The organism is Paramagnetospirillum sp. (assembly GCF_058402745.1).
The window spans coordinates 132,678-148,229 of the sequence record NZ_JBZVFI010000008.1 but is presented as its reverse complement, the minus strand read 5'-3'; the positions used below and the strand labels follow the sequence as shown (position 1 = coordinate 148,229).

The following is a 15,552-nucleotide window of genomic DNA, read 5'->3' as shown; positions in this document are numbered from 1 at the left end:
TTTATTGAGCGCATTGTTTCTCTGGAAACATTGGAGGGCGTCATGGCACGTACTCGATTGGCCGCCGCAGCTGACGCAGGATCGACCTTGTCAAAGGCGGTGGTTCGGGCTGCCGGGTTGTTGCATTTCAGCCAGGCCGCCCTGGCGGAGATCATTGGGATCAGCACATCCACGGCATCGCGGCTCTGGTCCGGGGGCTACGTCCTTGACCCAAGCCGAAAGAAGGAATGGGAGCTTTCGTTACTGTTCGTGCGGATGTTCCGGTCGCTGGATGCGATCCTCGGTCATGACGAACAGGCGAAACAGTGGCTGGATGGTGAAAACCTTGCCCTGAACGGCCGCCCTGCCGAACTTGTCCGCTCTGCCGAAGGACTGATCCGTGTCATCCACTATCTGGACGCCTACCGCGGTCGCATCTGAGGCGGTATCTCTCCGCTTCAATCTGTGGCGGGCTGTCGAGGTACAGCACGCCGTTTCCACCATGGTGTTGGTCGACACCCTGGAGGAACAGGATTTGCTGGAACAGTTGCTGGAGGGATCGAAGCCCCCGGCTCCGGCCAGTGCGAATGGTCTGCATTGGCTGCTGTTCACGCCGTTCCGCTATCCACCGTTGCCCAGCGGATCGCGTTTCCGGGGACCGCTTGACCCTGGGGTATTCTATGGCGCGGACGAAATCGAAACCGCATGTGCCGAGCTTGGCTACTGGCGCTGGTGTTTCTTGATGGAAAGCCCGGCGTTGGAAGCCATCGCCCCCAAGCCGCAAACGCTTTTCCAGGCTGAAATCGATACCCTGACCATCGACCTTCGCGCCGCCCCATTTTCGGAATGGCGAGACAGATGGGTGGCCCCATCCGATTACACGGCGACACAGGAAATTGCCCGGTTGGCCAGAGAGGTCGAGATTGGGGCTATCCGCTATGAATCGGTTCGTGCTCCCAACCACGGCGGATGCGCGGCGGTGCTGTTTCCGACCGCTTTTGCCGTGAGCCAGCCTCAGAACGCGCAGACATGGTGGCTGTCGGTGAATAAGGAACGGGTTATATGGCAACGTGACGATGTGCTGCGGAAGGCATCGTTCGAATTCGACACGCAGACGTTCGGATCGTAATCACGTCCTATTTCCGCCAGTTGCCCACGATCAACCCCGGCAGGGCGTCAGCCCATCGCTCGGCGGCGGCATCCACATCCAGGCGTTTTTTCAAACTCACCTGCGGCACCAGGATGAACATCACCACGGTGGCCAGCCCGCGCCCGGTGCGCAGCGCCGAGGCACTGCCCTTGGCGAAGCCGCCCCGCTTGCCGGTGCGTGCCCGCATGTTCTCTGCCACCAGCAGCGAGGGAGTGCCGCGGCGATAGATGAACCGCAGCCGGGCACCATGTATCTGTTCCCAGAGGCCGGGCGTCATGCGCTTGCCTCGGGCACCGGTGCCGGCGGCGGGCGTGGGGATCGCCAGCCAAAAACCGTGCCTGGACTTGATCACCGCACCCTGGTCAAAAGCCCGGATGATGGTGGGGGCCTTGGTGAAGACGAAGCCCGCCGCCTTGATGCTTTTCCGGCCCTTGGGATACAGCTCGGCCCGCCAGGTGTTGGCGAGACGCTGGCCCATGCCCGCCTCGGTAACCTGACGGCGGAGATCCGCCTTCAACCCATCGGCGGCCTGACGCATTGCGGCGGTGACGGCATCCTCGGCGGCCTTGACCTCCTCGGCCATGATCTTGCGCAGATCGCCGGATATGGCCGCCGCCAGTTTCATGCCGGACTCGTGTCCAGGGTCCAGATCAGCCGTTCGGCATCCAGGCGGGGTTCGCCCTGAACGACGAAACTGTCGCCGTCATGGAGGATGATGTGCCCGGCCTGGGGTTCAGGAATATCCCGCCGCCGGATCTCGAACAAAGCCGTCGCCGTGTGAATGGTGATGTCGGCGAAGTCGAGATCGCGGTCGGGGCGCCGCACCAAGGCGCGGATAGCCTGGCCCTGATACGTCACCGTGACGGCCAGGTTCGGATCGGCGAACAGGTCGTCGAGGGCGTCGGCAAAGGCGGTCACGCTCAGTTGCCCGAGAACAGACGCACCGCCAGACGCGGCCGCTTGTTGACCGGCAGGATGGACGCCTCGGTCTTGACTTCGATGGCGCTACCGTCCTGGCGGGCCAGTTGCCGGGCATACATGGGCACGCCCAGGGTGTTGACCGTCTCGATCAAATTGGCGGGGGCGCCATAGGTGACAAAGGTGTCCATGGTGCCCAGCGGAAAGGCGATGCCTTCGCCCGCCGGGATCAGGGTTTCGGTCTGGCCGGTGGAAAGGGTGACGGTGGCGCTGTATTCCTCGAACACCATGCCGGCGAAGGGGAAGCGGCGGCGCACGTCTTCCCTGAGCGGTTGGGCGCCGGTCGAGGAATAGTACTGGTATGCCTGCTCGACCTTGGCATGGCCGATCAGCTTGTCGAAGAATTCCGGGGAAACCAAGGCCAGCACGCTGGTCATGGTCTCGCCCTTCAGTTCGGTCTCCACCTTGCGCAACACGTCGCGGATCTTGGCCTGGACGTTGGTGGTGGCGGTGCCGAGGGCGAAATCCACCTGCTGGCGGCTCAGGCCGAACTCGCTGAAGTAGTCGTACAGGGTAGACCCGCCGCCATCGCGGACGATGCCCTTCAGCGCGTTCACCTCCATGAATTCACGGGTCTGGGCGTGCTTGCTCCGCATGCGGGTCAGCTTGCGCTCCATCACCGTGGCGAGAGGATCGGCGGCATCGGCGACGCCGAATCCGCGCACACCCTGGACGTCCTGGGGCGTGATGGAATCGTCATGGGGAATCCACGGCACCGTGAAGGAGCGCATGGCGCGGCTGTCGCGGTTGGCGACGGTGGCCGGGCCGCCCAGCGGCACGGTGGGCAGCAGGTTGAGGATTCCCTCGGCCTGTTCGATGATGACGCTGCGCTGGGTGACGCCCTCGAAGCGGAACAGCCCCATCTGGCCCAGCCGGGTGTAGAGGTTGGGCAGCAGGTTGATGGCCTGGGTCATTTCGGCGAGCGAATAGCCGCCCGCGTCGAAGGGGTTGATGATGGCGTTCATGGAGAACCTCAGACGGTGGTGCGGGCGACGAGGCCCAGTACGGCGAGTTGGGTCAGCTTGGCGGCTCGTTCGGCGGGCTGATCGACCGAGGCATCGAAGGCCAGGGCACCTTCGGCCAGGATGACCGGGCCACGGGCGGCGATCAGGCCGGTGACGGCGGCATCGGTGGCATCGACGGCCTGCAGCAGCACGGCGACGGCAGTCTCGGCGCCTTCGTCCCCGACCACCTCGGCGGCGGGCGACAGGCGGTATTCACCGCTGGCGGTGATGCGGCCCAGCACCGAACCCAGGGGATAGGACGTGCCCGCTTTCAGCGTCACGGTTTCGCGGGTGTAGCTGGCGTTCAGTTCGAACTTCAGCAGATCGCCCAGGGTGGGCGAGGCAACGAGGACGGGCATGGTCAACCTCCGCGACGGCTGGCGGCTTCACGGGCACGCCGAACGATGGGGCTTTCGGTTTCGGCCTTGGGCGTGGCCCCCGCCGGGGCAGCCGCCACCAAATCGGCGGCATCGGAACGCTCGGCCAGTTGATCCAGCACGGTGCGGCGCAGGGCTTCCGGGCGGATGCCCTTGGCCATGGCTTCTGCCGGGTCGATGGTCACGCCCAACCGGGCGGCCTGGTCGGCGATGGCGCTGATTTCGGCATATTCGGCCCGCAGGCGCTGTTCCAGATCGGCGGTGGGCACCTGCGGCTGCGGCACGGCAGCCGTGACGGGGACATCCCCCTGGTGTTCGGACATCGGGACTTCCTTTCGGGCGGCGATGGGATGGGAAATGGTGGAGCGGGCCAGAACGGCGCCCAGGTCGGCCAGGGCGACCCGCAGGGTGCCGACCTTGTCCGCCAGCCCGGCCGCCACCGCCTGATCGCCGCGATACACGGCGGCTTCAGTGGCACGGATCGTTTCGGGCGGCTTCTTGCGGCACTGGGCTACCAGATCGACGAACCGGCCATAAAGCGCATCCACATCGGCCTGGAGACTGGCGCGGGCGCTGTCGGACAACGGCTGGTGGGGATTGCCGTCCACCTTGCAGGCTCCGGCATGGACGAAGGTCCAGGCCAGCCCAGCCTGGGTATCGGCCCCGGATTCGTCGCGGTGGACGGCGACCACGCCGATGGAGCCGATCTCGCCGGTCTGGGTGACGTACAGGCGGTCGGCGGTGCAGGCGATGGCATAGGCCGCCGACAGCGCCGCTTCATCGGCCACCGCCCAAATGGGCTTGCCGCACTGGGCGCGGATGGCCTGGATGTGGTCGACCAGATCGAACAGGCCACCCACCTCGCCGCCCGAGGAATCCACGTCCAGCAGAATGGCCCGGACACCGGGATCGGTGGCAGCCGTCTCAATGGCATCGGCGATGTCGGAATAGGCGGTCAGGCCGCTTGCCGAGCCCAGATAACCCGACCGGGCCACCAGGGTGCCGATCACCGGCACGATGGCGATGCCGTCAGGTGTCGCCACCGTTCCGGCGAAGGGGGCGGCATCCGCGTCGAGGAAGGTGCCCTGTCCGGCCAGTCGTGGAGCCAGAGCACCCAGGATCACATCCAGTTTGCTGCGGGCGAGCAGCAGCGGCGTCCCGTACAGACGGGCCGCGAGATGGGGCAGATCGTGCATGGATCAGCTTTCAGGCTCTTCGTGAAGAGAATGGTCAATGGCCGGCATGCGCGAACGGGCGCACCCGATATCGCGACCGGCGAAAACGATCAGAAATTTGGGGGGGTGTTGGGGTTAGCGCCGGACCCAGTACAATGGCCAGTTATGGAGTACGGAGCCCCTGAAGGTTTCCAGCGATATCCCGAGTTTGGACTGAATATCTGCACCCGCTGCCGAGTAGGTGGCGCGAAGCTGATCTACCGAGGTGTTTTCGCTGACCAGGAGCAGCTTCATGGCGTTGTTAAAGAGGCGGAGTGCTTCCGGCTGCAGCAATCCCGCATCTTGTGCCGCGCGGAAATGACAAAGATTTTCCCGTACCTTGCCGATTGGGGAACGAAAAACGGCATCCTCGAATTTCAGCGCCCTTGACGCCTTGCTTGGTCCACTCCATTCGCCATCATACGTGTTGATGTCGACGTAAAGGTTGGCGTCTCGCAGGAAGAAGGTGTCGTGGGGCATGTCCGGCTCGCCGCTTTCCAGATCACCGGGCCACCATTCCTTGGCCTGAATGCGGAAATAATGCTGAACCTGCGGCAACTCCCAGATTCCAGCGTAATCATTTGCGGACAGGTCAAAATAGACGTGCTTGAGTACGTGGCTATAGAATGAGCTGCACAGGTGCCGCAAAACATGCTGGTGGCGGGCGAGGTCAACGCGGCACATATCCAATAAGATGTATGCTTTTCCCATTTCTTCCGTGGCTGTCGCGGCCAGGAAGTCTGCCCGGTCGTACCGCTGCACGTCGGCAAGAAGTGTTGCGTCCTCGATCAGTCCCTCTGCGTTATCGAGCATGGCGATAATCCCCTCCGATAGGAGTTTGAACGCCACGTCCGCATTCCCTGCAAAGAGGCACTGAAACAGCTCAGCCGGTCTTTTGGGTTTGCCATCCTTGCCAACGCCGGATTCCCGCTCAGATCGGGCGAGATAGTCGGAGAGTGCTTCCTGGATGATATCTCCGCCGGTCACGGAGCCATCCAATTCCGATCGAGATCGTGCGATATGCTCAAGTTTTTCAGCCAATTCCGCCGGAAGGGTGAATCCATATTCGGTTGGCGCGGCATCGTTCGGCATGTCCTGCTCCTGAGCATTCCGGCAAGGGAGTCTACAGTCTGCAGGACCAAGATCAAACCGGGGACGAAGCCTTCCGAGAGGTCGTATTGGCAGTCCCCGCAACCACCGTATTTCCAAACACCAGCCCCAACCGCTGTTCGCGAGCCTTGTCGGCGGCGATCTCCGCATCCACCTGTTCGGCGTCAAAGCCGCGCTCGGCCAGGGCCTGGGTGCGGCTCTTGAGACCCGCCTCGATCTGCTCGATCTCGGCGCGGGCGTCCTTCAGCGGATCGACCCAGTCCCATTTCGGCGGCAGCCACGAGCAGGCGATGAAGTCGGCCCGGTTCGGCTCATAGCCCCTGATGGATAGCGCCCCGGACATCACGGCGGTGTCCATCCACCGCTGCCAGACGGCCCGACAAAGCTGGTACACCATGATTGCGTGCTGCCAGGCGTCGATGCGGCGGCGGAACTCCAGCAGCGCCAGCCGGGAGTTTGAGTAATTGGCCTTCAGCATGTCGTTGCTGAGGTAGGCGTAGGGCACGCCCAGGGCGGCGGCGATCTGCAACAGCGTGCGGTACTGGAACGCTTCATACGACCCGCCCACGTCGGCGGGGGCCGAGGTCTGGATCTGCTCGCCCGGTTCCAGCATCACCACCTGGCCGGGCTGCACATCCATGGTGCGGTCGCCAGAACCGCCATCCTCGGCGATGTCGAAGGTTTCGCCAGGGCTGGGGGTGGTGACGAACAGCGCGTACATGGCCGCCACTTTCTTGCGGTCCAGTTCGGCGTCATCGTACTGGTCGAGCAGGAACAGTTTCACGATGGCTGGGGCGAAGCGGGACACGCCGCGCAACTGCCCGGCATCCACCGGGTCCATGACGTGGATGATCTCGGAGGCAGGAATCCGCACCGTCTCGCCCGCCAAACCGGGATCGGTGCAATCGCCGGGATGGCGGCGCAGGAAGTGATAGGCGACGCGGCGGCCGATGCGGTCGAACTCGATGCCCTGGCGGACGACGTTACCGCTGGCCAGTGTCTCGTTCCTGGTCAGCGGCAGCATTTCCGATGGCAGCATCTGCAATTGCAGCGGCACCACCAGGCCGTCCTCGGGCCGACGCGGGCGGAAGTCATATCTCCACGATCAAACATAATGTCTCGACCAGCCAACGCTGGCGGCGCAACGGCCATACTGGTGGAATTCTGTGGCTGACCGGCCTTTCTGCCTCAGGGAAGTCGACCTTGGCGATGGCGCTGGAACTGGATTTGTTCAACCGCAACTGGCAATGCGTGGTTATCGACGGTGACAATCTGCGCCAAGGTCTATGCGCAGATCTCGGTTTCAGTCTAGACGACCGAGCCGAGAACGTCCGTCGTGCCGGGGAGATGGCGCGGATGCTGGCCGAGAGTGGCATCATTGTCATCGTCGCTCTGATATCTCCCTATCAGTCTGATCGTGACCGTATCCGAAGATCTGCAGGCTCCTTGTTTCATGAGATATGGCTTTCTGCCGGGATTGATGTTTGCGAAGCTCGAGATCCCAAGAATCTTTACAGGAAGGCACGAGCCGGAGAGATCAGCGAGTTCACAGGGATATCGTCGCCATATGAGGCCCCTAATGCTGCTGAATTGACGATCGATACCGGTACGTTAAACTTTCAGGAGAGCCTCAAGGCCTAAGCTCACGATCGAAGTGCAACACCCGCTATAATGGGTGCTGCGATGGGACAACGATACAATCAGCTCAGTCTGGATGAGCGGTGCGAGATTTACCGTCTGCATGCAGACGGTAAATCTCGGCGAGCCATTGCCCGGGCCTTGGGCCGGGCGGCGTCAACAATCAGCCGAGAGCTGGAGCGCAACAGTGGCGCCCAAGTCGGCTACAAGGTGGATTGGGCGATGATCCAGGCCCGCGCCCGGCGGCGGCGCAAGCTTTACAAACTGGAGCGCTCGAGCGCGCTCAGGAAACTGACCTTGGACGGCCTTGCGATGGGATGGTCCCCGGAGCAGATCGCCGGGCGGCTCGAGCTTGAGCAAGGTAGGCCGGTGATCAGCCACGAGTCAATTTACCGCTACATCTACTGGCGCGTGAACAGCCACAAGGACTATCTGCACCGGCTGCTGCCGCGCGCCAAGTTTCAGCGTGGCTGGCGTGGCCGCAAGGGCGGCAGCTCGGTGCATTTCATTCCCCAGCGAGTGCCGGTAGCCGAGCGTCCCGCCGAGGTCGCCGACCGGCGCCAGACCGGCCACTGGGAAGCCGATCTGATGCTGTTCTCCCGCTATCGCCAAGCCGTCCTGGTGGCGCACGAACGTAGCTCGCGCCTGCTTCTGCTCCGGCATCACCTCAGCAAAGCCGCCGAGCCAATCGCCGACAGCCTGACCGCCATGCTGCGGCGATTTCCTGCCGAGCAGCGCCGCACCATCACCTTCGATAACGGCTCTGAATTCGCGGCCCATCGCCGCCTGAAGACAAGGCTTCGCATGAAAACCTATTTCTGCGATCCCCATAGCCCCTGGCAGAAGGGCGGCGTCGAGAACGCCATCGGGCGAATGCGGCGGGGACTGCCGCGAAAAACAGATCTCGCGGCAGTTTCCCAGGCCGATCTGGACGACCTGGCCATGGACTACAACCTCACCCCGCGAAAGTGCCTCGGATATCGAACTCCGCTTGAGGCTTTCCTCGGAAAAGCCATCGATCTCGGTGTTGCACTTGAAATGTGAGTCCATCAGGTTCTCAGAGACTACGTTGAGCGTTTCGCATTTCTATGAAGCGAGGGCAGTTTCGGCTTGGCGAGGGGATCAGTGGGCAGCTTGCGGCAATAGTCCTTGCCTGCGGGGATGCCCCGGTGCTATCCACGAAGCGAAATGTGATTCCCAAAAGGGCAAAAAATGCCTGGGAACGGGAGAAGTGGCGCAATGCCTACATTAAAAGAGGTCGCGGAGTGCCCTGCGGCTCTGAACGCTTCAATTGAGCGGATGTGTGATCCGTCACCGATCCGGGAAGAAGTTAAGCTTAATCACGGTATCCGCTCGGTCGCGGAGTTACGCGCTTTGGTGTGCGGACCCGCGTTTGAGAATGGTACAGAGGTTTCTGACGCAGTGGATGCCTTCAAGAATGGCGGACGCTGAAGACCTCTCCGCAATCCGAAAAGCCGTAATTACCGCTTTCGCCCAAACCCTGATGAGGGTATGTCGTCACTTTGGCTATGACTATGACGATGTAAGCTATAGTGAGCGAGAGTTAAGACTCGCCCTAGAAGAAGCGGAAATTGACGTTCAGGCATTGCTGAACAGACGTAGCCGAGAAAATGGCGTTTCGGAAGGGAAGCTGGCAGGGGTTTACGCCTACCGCCTTTCGAGGTTCAAGATCGTCCACTTTGGCACCAAATACCATGACGACAAATATTCATATGCTGTGCAGGATATTTCATCGATTCTGACTGTTGAGCGGATAATTTTGAAAGCTCATATCGGAACCGACAGGCTTAAGGAACTGGCCTATCAAATGGCCCGTCGTCATGCAAACCAAGAGACGCTTGGGCTCTGTTTTGACGTGATCAAGGACGCATATAAAGCGGGGCTTTTCCAAAAGGGATAAGTCCCGGCCTACGGCAGGGAAATCCTGCAGTTTGGCTTCCATGCATAGACGGAACTCCGATATCGCCCTCTTTCTCGCAATGGATGGCAAGGAGAGAACCATGGCGGAACGGCGCGGCATGTGGGTCAAGGGGTTGACCAAGGACGACAAGGCGTCAATCGCGGCCACCTGCGAGCGGTTCATCGCCGAGGTGTTGATCCCCCGTTTTCTGCCCGAGATCCGCCCCACGGAATTCAACTATCCCATCGCCATCTCCGGCAAATGGCGCGGCGACAAGTACAGCTTCATCCAGCGCTACCGTTCGGGCTTTGCCGACAATGCTGGCGAAGAGTTTGATTCCGCCTTCGCCCGCCTCGATCACATCAGCGGGGATCGCTTTGATCTGATGTGGCACCGCCATACCGGGCAGTGGCTATGTTTCCGGGCGTGCGTATCTCTCGCTGACGCCTTACGGCTGATGGAGGTCGAGGGGCTGTTGCAGCCAAATTGACCAGATGGACGCTGCATCGGCTCGATGTTGATGAACTGATTCATCGAAGCGAAAAGCCACATTTCGGCATTTCACCCATGTATACGTCATTGCACCAACGTGCATTCGACCGCATTCTACGTGCTACTGAGAGGCGGTTACTTGTGAGTCGCCTTTCCTACGCCAAGCGAATTTTTCCATTAAAATTCAATGACTTGATGGGTTCTGTGGGAGCCGTTGTGGGATCTTTTGTGGGAACTTCCCCACATGGGTTTGCGCGCCTGTGTGATCTCATTGATGGCTTGCCGGGGTGTTCAGTCTGGTCTAAAGAAAACGACGGCAGAGGTTTCCCTCAGCCGTCGCGTCTGACCGATGCGGTGAAGTAGGGAGCTGTTGCCTCAGCTTCCTACTTCTTCTTGATGGTCTCGACCACATGGGTCTTCGGATGCTCCTTGGCGGTTTTCACCGAAGTGAACTGACCGCTGCCGGCATTGCGCCCGATCTTAGTCGTGGTGCCTTTGCTCGCCATCTAACCTCACCTCCTTTCAGCCCCCAGTTGGGACAGAATCGACCATAAGGCCGGGAAGGGGTTGGCGCAAGATTTAGTTGGTCTGTGGATAACGAGGATACCGGTTATAGTTCCAGAGGGTTGCTGAGCGGCTCTAAAGCGCCTTATCAACGCCGCTCGATAGTCCCCACCCGGCGCCCCCGGGTGTCCCTGACGATCATTTCGCCGCCCCATCCCTGTTCGATGGTGCCGACGCGGCGCCCGCTGGTGTCGCGCTGGGTCAGGGTGCCGCCGGGCGCCTCTTCGAGGGTGCCCGTGCGGCGACCCCGTTCGTCCCGGAGGACGTAGTCGCGCCCCTGGTCCCGATCCACGCGGGGCACCAACAGGTCATCCCCGAAGTCATCCGCGTAGACAGGCAGGGGCGCGAGGAAGCCCACCAGGAGGACGGCGGCAAGCCGGGTGCGGTTGCGGGTCATGGTGGGGCTTCCTCTGTCGTTCAATTCAGGTTCATCGCGATCAAGAGCACCTTTGCGCTCTCCGCATCGGCAAGTGCCGCCCTAAGCGCCTTCTCTGAGGCGGCAAGTTCCGCCAATTCCCAAGGGGCAAGCTGTCCGAGACGCCTGCCATCGGACAATTCCCTTTCGCGAAGCCCCCGAGCCTCATTCTTGATCCGACGGATCGTGGCGTTGAATTGTGCGTTGTCCATAGCGGCCCTCAGCAACCGTGGGGGCCGGGCAGGAACGCTGTATGAAGTCCTTGACCTCGCCGTCCAGATGGCTGGCTTCCTCGATCAGGCCGTTGGCCTTTTCCAGCATGTCGTTGGCGACCTTGCTCGATTGGCCGGCCTTGTCGTTGACGCTGGCGATGTGCCCCACGACCTGGCGGGTTCCGGTGGAAGCCTGCTCGATGCTGCGGGCGATCTCGCCGGTGGCGGCCTGCTGTTCCTCGACGGCCGAGGCGATCATGGTCGAGGACTGGCTGATCTCGTTGATGGTGCCGAGGATTTCCTTGATGGCGGCCACCGCCTGATGGGTGGCGCCTTGCACCTCGCCGATCTGCTGGCCGATTTCCTCGGTGGCGCGGCCGGTCTGATTGGCGAGGTTCTTGACCTCGCTGGCCACCACGGCGAAGCCCTTGCCGGCGTCGCCCGCCCTGGCCGCCTCGATGGTGGCGTTGAGCGCCAGCAGGTTGGTCTGGCTGGCGATGTCGTTGATCAGGCTCACCACCTCGCCGATCTTCTGGGCCGAGGTCAGCAGGCTCTCGACGATCTCGGTGGTGCGTTCCGCCTTGCTCACAGCGGTGCCGGCGACTTGGGCGGCGCGGGCGACGTGGCTGGCGATCTCGTGGATCGAGGCGGAGAGTTCCTCGGCGGCGGCGGCCACCGTCTCCACGTTGGAGGATGCCAGTTCGGCCGCCTGCCCCGCCGCCACCGCGTCGTCCGACGTCGATCCGGCGGTGAAGGACATGATGCGGGCACTGGCATGGATGGTGTTGGACGCGGTGTTCACATGCTGGGACAGCGCCCCCATGTGGGCCTCGAATTCCTTGGAGAGCGCCAGCATGGTGGCATGGCGTTCCGCCTCGTTGGACTGCCGGAGCTCTTCCTGCTGCCGCTTCAGTTCGGCGACCCGGCTGGCGTTCTCGCGGAACACCTCGACGGCGTGGGCCATGGCGCCGATCTCGTCCTTGCGCTCGACGCCGTCGATGCGGATGGCCAGGTTGCCCTCGGCCAGCCGGATCATGGCGTCGCGAAGCCGGTCGAGCGGGCCGATGATGCCGCGCGACAGGATCACCACCAGGGCGACCACCACCACCACGATCAGCAGGCCGAAGATGATCGGGCGGCTGGCCGCCGCCGCCAGTCCCTCGTCCTTGGCGGCCAGGGCGGCGTGGTAGTCGTTGGCGAGAACCGTCCGGATGGCGGCCAGCTGCTGTTCCGCCCTGGCGGCGGCGGCGGCGAATTTCTGCTCGTCATCCACCGAGGGATTGTCCTGCACCTTCTTCACCACCACCGACATCTCGTCGAGGGCGGCGGCCAGGGCGGCCTTGGCCTCGGCGGACGCCCCGTCGATGCGGCCGCTCCGGTCGCGGATGTCGGCCAGCCGGGCGTCGCTCAGCGCCTTGAAGCGGGCGGGAAACATTTCATAGTTCAGGCGCCGGCTGACCAGGACGGACAGGTTGGACAGGCCCAGCTCGGCCTCCTTGGCGACGATGGTCGCCGCCTGTCGCTGGTCGGCGCGGAGCGCGGCGGCGGTGCCGGTGCCGAGGCTGAAGGACCCGGTGGCGATCACCAGGGCCAGGGCGGCGACGGCGACGGCGCCGATCAGCATCAGGCTGCGCTGGATGCCGATGCTGGGCATGAGGGCGGAGGTCGTCATGGCGGCATTCCTCACTTGAACTTCTTGCGGGCGGCGTCGGTGCGCAGGAAGGCGATCAGCCTGGCCGCCTCCGGGCCGGGATCGCCCTTGGTGACGATGGCCAGCGGGCGGGCGATCTTTTTGGAGCGCACCACCTTGATCTCGATGGGGTCGCCATCGCGACGGGCCTCGTCGAAATAGGCCTGGACGAATCCCGCCGACACCGCGCCGATGGCCCCGGCGTGTTCGGCCACCATCACCATTTCCTTCTTGGTGGCGTAGACGATTCGGGCCGAGCGGGCGTAATCCACCTTCTTGCCCATGACCTGTTCCCACACCACCTCGCGGGTGGCGGATTCGGAATGGCTGGTCACCACCTGGACCTTGCGGTCGGGGCCGCCGACGTCCTTCCAGTTCTTGATGACACCGGAATAGAGGTCGCGCAGCTGGTCCCAATCCAGGGTCTCGACCGGGTTTTGGGCGTTGACGATGGGGGATATCTCGTCCTCGGCCAGGACATGGAGCTGATAGGTGCCGTCTTCCGGCAAATTCTGGGCCTTGAGGATGCCTTCCAGCGGACTGGACACGATGGCCACCGGGACTTCACCCGCCACCAGCCGCTTGATCCCGTTGCCGCTGCCCACGCCCTCGACCTTGATGTCGAGGCCGGTCGCCTGCCTGATATCGGCGGCCAGGGGGTCGAGGATTCGGGTCTGGACCGTGGTGGAGCCCGACAGGACGAACTCGGCGGCCAGCGATTGACCAGTAAACACGAATACGGTGACAAGTAAGCATACAATTTTAATTATATGCATATCAACTCCTGGCCAAAGATAATAAGCCAACAACTCCCATCAGGTTATTCCTCCGCAAGGAAACAATCATTATGCCAATAGGCATTGTGGTCATATCCCAGCCGCCGCGATGCGTAACACTCTCCCGGCTTTCTCCGTCCAACGGACATCACACCCCGTTTCCGGAGGAAGCCATGCCCATGATGTCGTTGGAAAAGGAACTGGTGGCGCTTGCCATCTCGGTGGCGGCGGGCTGCCGCCCCTGCGTCACCCATCATCTGGTGGAGGTCCGCAAGGCGGGCGCCGGTGACGACGACGTCGAAAAGGCCGTCGCCGTGGCCGTTCGCGTGCGCGAGGCCGCCACCGAGGGCATGCGCCGCCACGCCCTTGGCCTGGACCCGGCCGCCGAGGGTTGCGGCGGAACCTCCGCCGAGCCCCTGGCCGAGCTGACCGCCCTGGGGGCGGCGCTGGCGGTCAACTGCACCGTCGAGACCGACCGGCATCTGGCGGCGGCCCGCGCCCTCGGCGTGGGCCGGGACCGCCTGGACGAGGTTCTGGCCCTTGCCGCCCTGATCCGCTCCAAGGCCATCGGCCATGCCGAGGCCCGTTTGGGCGGCGCCGGCCCGGGCAATTGGGGCGAGGCCCCGAAGGCGGCCCGCTGCTGCTGATCGCCAGGGGACGCACGCGGGGCGGCATCTTCGGATGCCGCCCCTTTTTCATTGGCAGAACATCAGGCCCGTCAGCAGGAGATCGGTCTCGGGCCGCCGGTAGGCGGACCAGACCAGGGCCAGGATGGCCAGCCCCAGCCCGAGCCCGGCGATCCTCACGCCGCCGCCTCGGCGGGCCGGGCCGCCTCCTCGCGGATGGGCAGGTTGAGCAGGGCGGCCAGCAGGCTGAGACCGATGGCCACCATCCAGGCTCCGTCATAGCTGCCCAGGCGGTCGTACAGCACGCCTCCCAGCCAGCCGCCGAGGAAGGCGCCCAATTGGTGGGCCAGGAACACCACGCCGCCCAGCATGGACATGTTGCCCACTCCGAACAGGGCGGCGACGGTGCCGTTGGTCAGCGGCACGGTGGACAGCCAGACCAGCCCCATGGCGGCGCCGAAGGCATAGGCGCTCCACTCGCTGACCGGCAGGAAGGCGAAGGCGGCGATGATGGCGGTGCGCGCCAGGTAGAGCCAGGACAGCAGCATGGGTTTGCGCCATTTGGCGCCCCACAGCCCGGCGAAATAGGTGCCGGGAATGTTGAGCAGGCCGATCAGCGCCAGCACGGTGGAGCCGATTCCCGCCGTCAGCCCCTTGTCGGACAGGAAGGCCGGCACGTGGGTGGCGATGAACACCACCTGGAAGCCGCAGACGAAGAAGCCCAGCGCCAGCAACTGGAAGCCGCGATGGCCCAGCGCCCGACGGATGGCCTGTCCCGCGCTCACGGCGGTGGCCGGGGGCGTGTCGCCGCCCCGCTCCATCAGTGGCACCGCCAGCGGGGCCATGGCCAGGGCGAGGAGCGCCATGGCGGCCAGCGCGCCCGACCAGCCCAGCAGGCCGATGCCGCCCAGCGCGCCGGGCAGCATGACGAACTGGCCGAAGGCGGCGCCGCCCATGGCGAGGCCCAGGGCCAGACTGCGCTTCTCCGGGCTGGTGGCGCGACTGACGGCGCCCAGCACCAGGGGATAGGTGGTGCCCGACAGGCCGAGGCCGACCAGCAGCCCGGTGCCCAGGATGAAGGCGGTCTCGCCCTGGGGCAGGGCCATCACCAGCAGGCCCACCACGTAGAGCGCGGTGCCGGCGATGATCATCCGCCCGGCGCCGATGCGGTCGGCCAGCAGGCCGGCGAAGGGCTGGGACAGGCCCCAGACAAGGTTCTGCAGCGCGATGGCGAAGCCGAAGGCCTCGCGGCTCCAGCCGCCGGCCTCGGTCACCGGCTGGAGGAACAGGCCGAAGGAATGCCTGACGCCGAGCGAGATGGCCAGGATGGCCGAGGCACAGATCAGGACGGCAAGCGGGCTGTGGGGGGCGCTGGGCTGGGTGGATGGCATGGGTCTCTCCCGTCT

Annotated in this window: 19 protein-coding genes; 7 read left to right on the top strand and 12 right to left on the bottom strand. The window is 63.6% G+C overall.

What is annotated here, in order from left to right:
* Window positions 1-42 precede the first annotated feature (42 nt).
* Both ACV4UZ_RS06555 and ACV4UZ_RS06550 read left to right on the top strand, forming a co-directional pair.
* A complete protein-coding gene (locus ACV4UZ_RS06555) occupies window positions 43-420 on the top strand; it encodes an antitoxin Xre/MbcA/ParS toxin-binding domain-containing protein (protein ID WP_491600101.1) in 378 nt (125 codons plus the stop codon).
* The gene (locus tag ACV4UZ_RS06550; protein ID WP_491600100.1) at window positions 380-1,108 is read left to right on the top strand and encodes an RES family NAD+ phosphorylase; all 729 of its coding nucleotides are present in this window, start codon (window positions 380-382) and stop codon (window positions 1,106-1,108) included. Before ACV4UZ_RS06555 ends, ACV4UZ_RS06550 begins: the two co-directional genes overlap by 41 nt.
* 7 nt (window positions 1,109-1,115) lie before the next feature.
* On the opposite strand, the gene ACV4UZ_RS06545 is transcribed toward ACV4UZ_RS06550, so the two are convergent.
* The 7 genes from ACV4UZ_RS06545 to ACV4UZ_RS06515 form a co-directional block, all read right to left on the bottom strand.
* Window positions 1,116-1,754, bottom strand: a complete 639-nt coding sequence (locus ACV4UZ_RS06545) for a DUF6441 family protein (protein WP_491600099.1) — start codon at window positions 1,752-1,754, stop codon at window positions 1,116-1,118.
* Entirely contained in the window at window positions 1,751-2,047 is a 297-nt protein-coding gene (locus tag ACV4UZ_RS06540) for a head-tail joining protein (protein ID WP_491600098.1), read from the bottom strand. Before ACV4UZ_RS06540 ends, ACV4UZ_RS06545 begins: the two co-directional genes overlap by 4 nt.
* Before the next feature lie 2 nt (window positions 2,048-2,049).
* A complete protein-coding gene (locus ACV4UZ_RS06535) occupies window positions 2,050-3,072 on the bottom strand; it encodes a major capsid protein (RefSeq protein WP_491600097.1) in 1,023 nt (340 codons plus the stop codon).
* 8 nt (window positions 3,073-3,080) lie between these two features.
* The gene (locus ACV4UZ_RS06530) at window positions 3,081-3,470 is read right to left on the bottom strand and encodes a head decoration protein (RefSeq protein WP_491600096.1); all 390 of its coding nucleotides are present in this window, start codon (window positions 3,468-3,470) and stop codon (window positions 3,081-3,083) included.
* Between the two features lie 2 nt (window positions 3,471-3,472).
* Window positions 3,473-4,684, bottom strand: a complete 1,212-nt coding sequence (locus tag ACV4UZ_RS06525) for a S49 family peptidase (protein ID WP_491600095.1) — start codon at window positions 4,682-4,684, stop codon at window positions 3,473-3,475.
* A 114-nt stretch (window positions 4,685-4,798) separates the two neighbouring features.
* Window positions 4,799-5,794, bottom strand: coding sequence for an AbiV family abortive infection protein (locus ACV4UZ_RS06520; RefSeq protein WP_491600094.1), 996 nt, complete (start codon window positions 5,792-5,794; stop codon window positions 4,799-4,801).
* A 52-nt stretch (window positions 5,795-5,846) separates the two neighbouring features.
* Window positions 5,847-6,869 (bottom strand): phage portal protein, encoded by a 1,023-nt coding sequence (locus ACV4UZ_RS06515; RefSeq protein ID WP_491600093.1) that lies wholly within the window; start codon window positions 6,867-6,869, stop codon window positions 5,847-5,849.
* On the opposite strand from ACV4UZ_RS06515, the gene cysC reads away from it, so the two are divergent.
* The 4 genes from cysC to ACV4UZ_RS06495 all read left to right on the top strand — a co-directional run bounded on the left by cysC (window position 6,842) and on the right by ACV4UZ_RS06495 (window position 9,861).
* Window positions 6,842-7,453 carry an adenylyl-sulfate kinase gene (gene cysC / locus ACV4UZ_RS06510; protein WP_491600092.1) on the top strand — a complete coding sequence of 204 codons (612 nt, stop codon included), beginning with the start codon at window positions 6,842-6,844 and terminating at the stop codon, window positions 7,451-7,453. The genes ACV4UZ_RS06515 and cysC overlap by 28 nt on opposite strands.
* Window positions 7,454-7,483: 30 nt before the next feature.
* Window positions 7,484-8,494, top strand: coding sequence for an IS30 family transposase (locus ACV4UZ_RS06505; RefSeq protein WP_491599453.1), 1,011 nt, complete (start codon window positions 7,484-7,486; stop codon window positions 8,492-8,494).
* A 394-nt stretch (window positions 8,495-8,888) separates the two neighbouring features.
* A complete protein-coding gene (locus tag ACV4UZ_RS06500; protein WP_491600091.1) occupies window positions 8,889-9,371 on the top strand; it encodes a hypothetical protein in 483 nt (160 codons plus the stop codon).
* Between the two features lie 100 nt (window positions 9,372-9,471).
* Window positions 9,472-9,861 carry a DUF3024 domain-containing protein gene (locus ACV4UZ_RS06495; protein ID WP_491600090.1) on the top strand — a complete coding sequence of 130 codons (390 nt, stop codon included), beginning with the start codon at window positions 9,472-9,474 and terminating at the stop codon, window positions 9,859-9,861.
* Between the two features lie 385 nt (window positions 9,862-10,246).
* On the opposite strand, the gene ACV4UZ_RS06490 is transcribed toward ACV4UZ_RS06495, so the two are convergent.
* The 4 genes from ACV4UZ_RS06490 to ACV4UZ_RS06475 form a co-directional block, all read right to left on the bottom strand.
* Window positions 10,247-10,369 (bottom strand): hypothetical protein, encoded by a 123-nt coding sequence (locus ACV4UZ_RS06490; protein WP_491600089.1) that lies wholly within the window; start codon window positions 10,367-10,369, stop codon window positions 10,247-10,249.
* A gap of 146 nt (window positions 10,370-10,515) precedes the next feature.
* Window positions 10,516-10,824, bottom strand: coding sequence for a hypothetical protein (locus ACV4UZ_RS06485; protein WP_491600088.1), 309 nt, complete (start codon window positions 10,822-10,824; stop codon window positions 10,516-10,518).
* Between the two features lie 183 nt (window positions 10,825-11,007).
* Window positions 11,008-12,726, bottom strand: coding sequence for a methyl-accepting chemotaxis protein (locus ACV4UZ_RS06480; protein ID WP_491600087.1), 1,719 nt, complete (start codon window positions 12,724-12,726; stop codon window positions 11,008-11,010).
* Between the two features lie 11 nt (window positions 12,727-12,737).
* Window positions 12,738-13,478 carry a substrate-binding domain-containing protein gene (locus tag ACV4UZ_RS06475; protein ID WP_491600086.1) on the bottom strand — a complete coding sequence of 247 codons (741 nt, stop codon included), beginning with the start codon at window positions 13,476-13,478 and terminating at the stop codon, window positions 12,738-12,740.
* Between the two features lie 215 nt (window positions 13,479-13,693).
* Here ACV4UZ_RS06475 and ACV4UZ_RS06470 point away from each other — a divergent pair, with 215 nt between their 5' ends.
* Window positions 13,694-14,167, top strand: a complete 474-nt coding sequence (locus ACV4UZ_RS06470; RefSeq protein ID WP_491600085.1) for a carboxymuconolactone decarboxylase family protein — start codon at window positions 13,694-13,696, stop codon at window positions 14,165-14,167.
* A 155-nt stretch (window positions 14,168-14,322) separates the two neighbouring features.
* Here the strand turns inward: ACV4UZ_RS06470 and ACV4UZ_RS06465 are convergent, their stop codons facing one another.
* Window positions 14,323-15,537 carry an MFS transporter gene (locus ACV4UZ_RS06465; protein WP_491600084.1) on the bottom strand — a complete coding sequence of 405 codons (1,215 nt, stop codon included), beginning with the start codon at window positions 15,535-15,537 and terminating at the stop codon, window positions 14,323-14,325.
* Window positions 15,538-15,552: the final 15 nt, after the last annotated feature.

Coding starts and splice junctions, on each gene's coding strand:
- ACV4UZ_RS06480 (WP_491600087.1), bottom strand. CDS start 12,726: ATGACGACCTCCGCCCTCATGCCCAGCATCGGCATCCAGCGCAGCCTG.
- ACV4UZ_RS06470 (WP_491600085.1), top strand. CDS start 13,694: ATGCCCATGATGTCGTTGGAAAAGGAACTGGTGGCGCTTGCCATCTCG.
- ACV4UZ_RS06525 (WP_491600095.1), bottom strand. CDS start 4,684: ATGCACGATCTGCCCCATCTCGCGGCCCGTCTGTACGGGACGCCGCTG.
- ACV4UZ_RS06545 (WP_491600099.1), bottom strand. CDS start 1,754: ATGAAACTGGCGGCGGCCATATCCGGCGATCTGCGCAAGATCATGGCC.
- ACV4UZ_RS06490 (WP_491600089.1), bottom strand. CDS start 10,369: ATGGCGAGCAAAGGCACCACGACTAAGATCGGGCGCAATGCCGGCAGC.
- ACV4UZ_RS06500 (WP_491600091.1), top strand. CDS start 8,889: ATGGCGGACGCTGAAGACCTCTCCGCAATCCGAAAAGCCGTAATTACC.
- cysC (WP_491600092.1), top strand. CDS start 6,842: ATGGCAGCATCTGCAATTGCAGCGGCACCACCAGGCCGTCCTCGGGCC.
- ACV4UZ_RS06505 (WP_491599453.1), top strand. CDS start 7,484: ATGGGTGCTGCGATGGGACAACGATACAATCAGCTCAGTCTGGATGAG.
- ACV4UZ_RS06465 (WP_491600084.1), bottom strand. CDS start 15,537: ATGCCATCCACCCAGCCCAGCGCCCCCCACAGCCCGCTTGCCGTCCTG.
- ACV4UZ_RS06520 (WP_491600094.1), bottom strand. CDS start 5,794: ATGCCGAACGATGCCGCGCCAACCGAATATGGATTCACCCTTCCGGCG.
- ACV4UZ_RS06495 (WP_491600090.1), top strand. CDS start 9,472: ATGGCGGAACGGCGCGGCATGTGGGTCAAGGGGTTGACCAAGGACGAC.
- ACV4UZ_RS06485 (WP_491600088.1), bottom strand. CDS start 10,824: ATGACCCGCAACCGCACCCGGCTTGCCGCCGTCCTCCTGGTGGGCTTC.
- ACV4UZ_RS06535 (WP_491600097.1), bottom strand. CDS start 3,072: ATGAACGCCATCATCAACCCCTTCGACGCGGGCGGCTATTCGCTCGCC.
- ACV4UZ_RS06530 (WP_491600096.1), bottom strand. CDS start 3,470: ATGCCCGTCCTCGTTGCCTCGCCCACCCTGGGCGATCTGCTGAAGTTC.
- ACV4UZ_RS06555 (WP_491600101.1), top strand. CDS start 43: ATGGCACGTACTCGATTGGCCGCCGCAGCTGACGCAGGATCGACCTTG.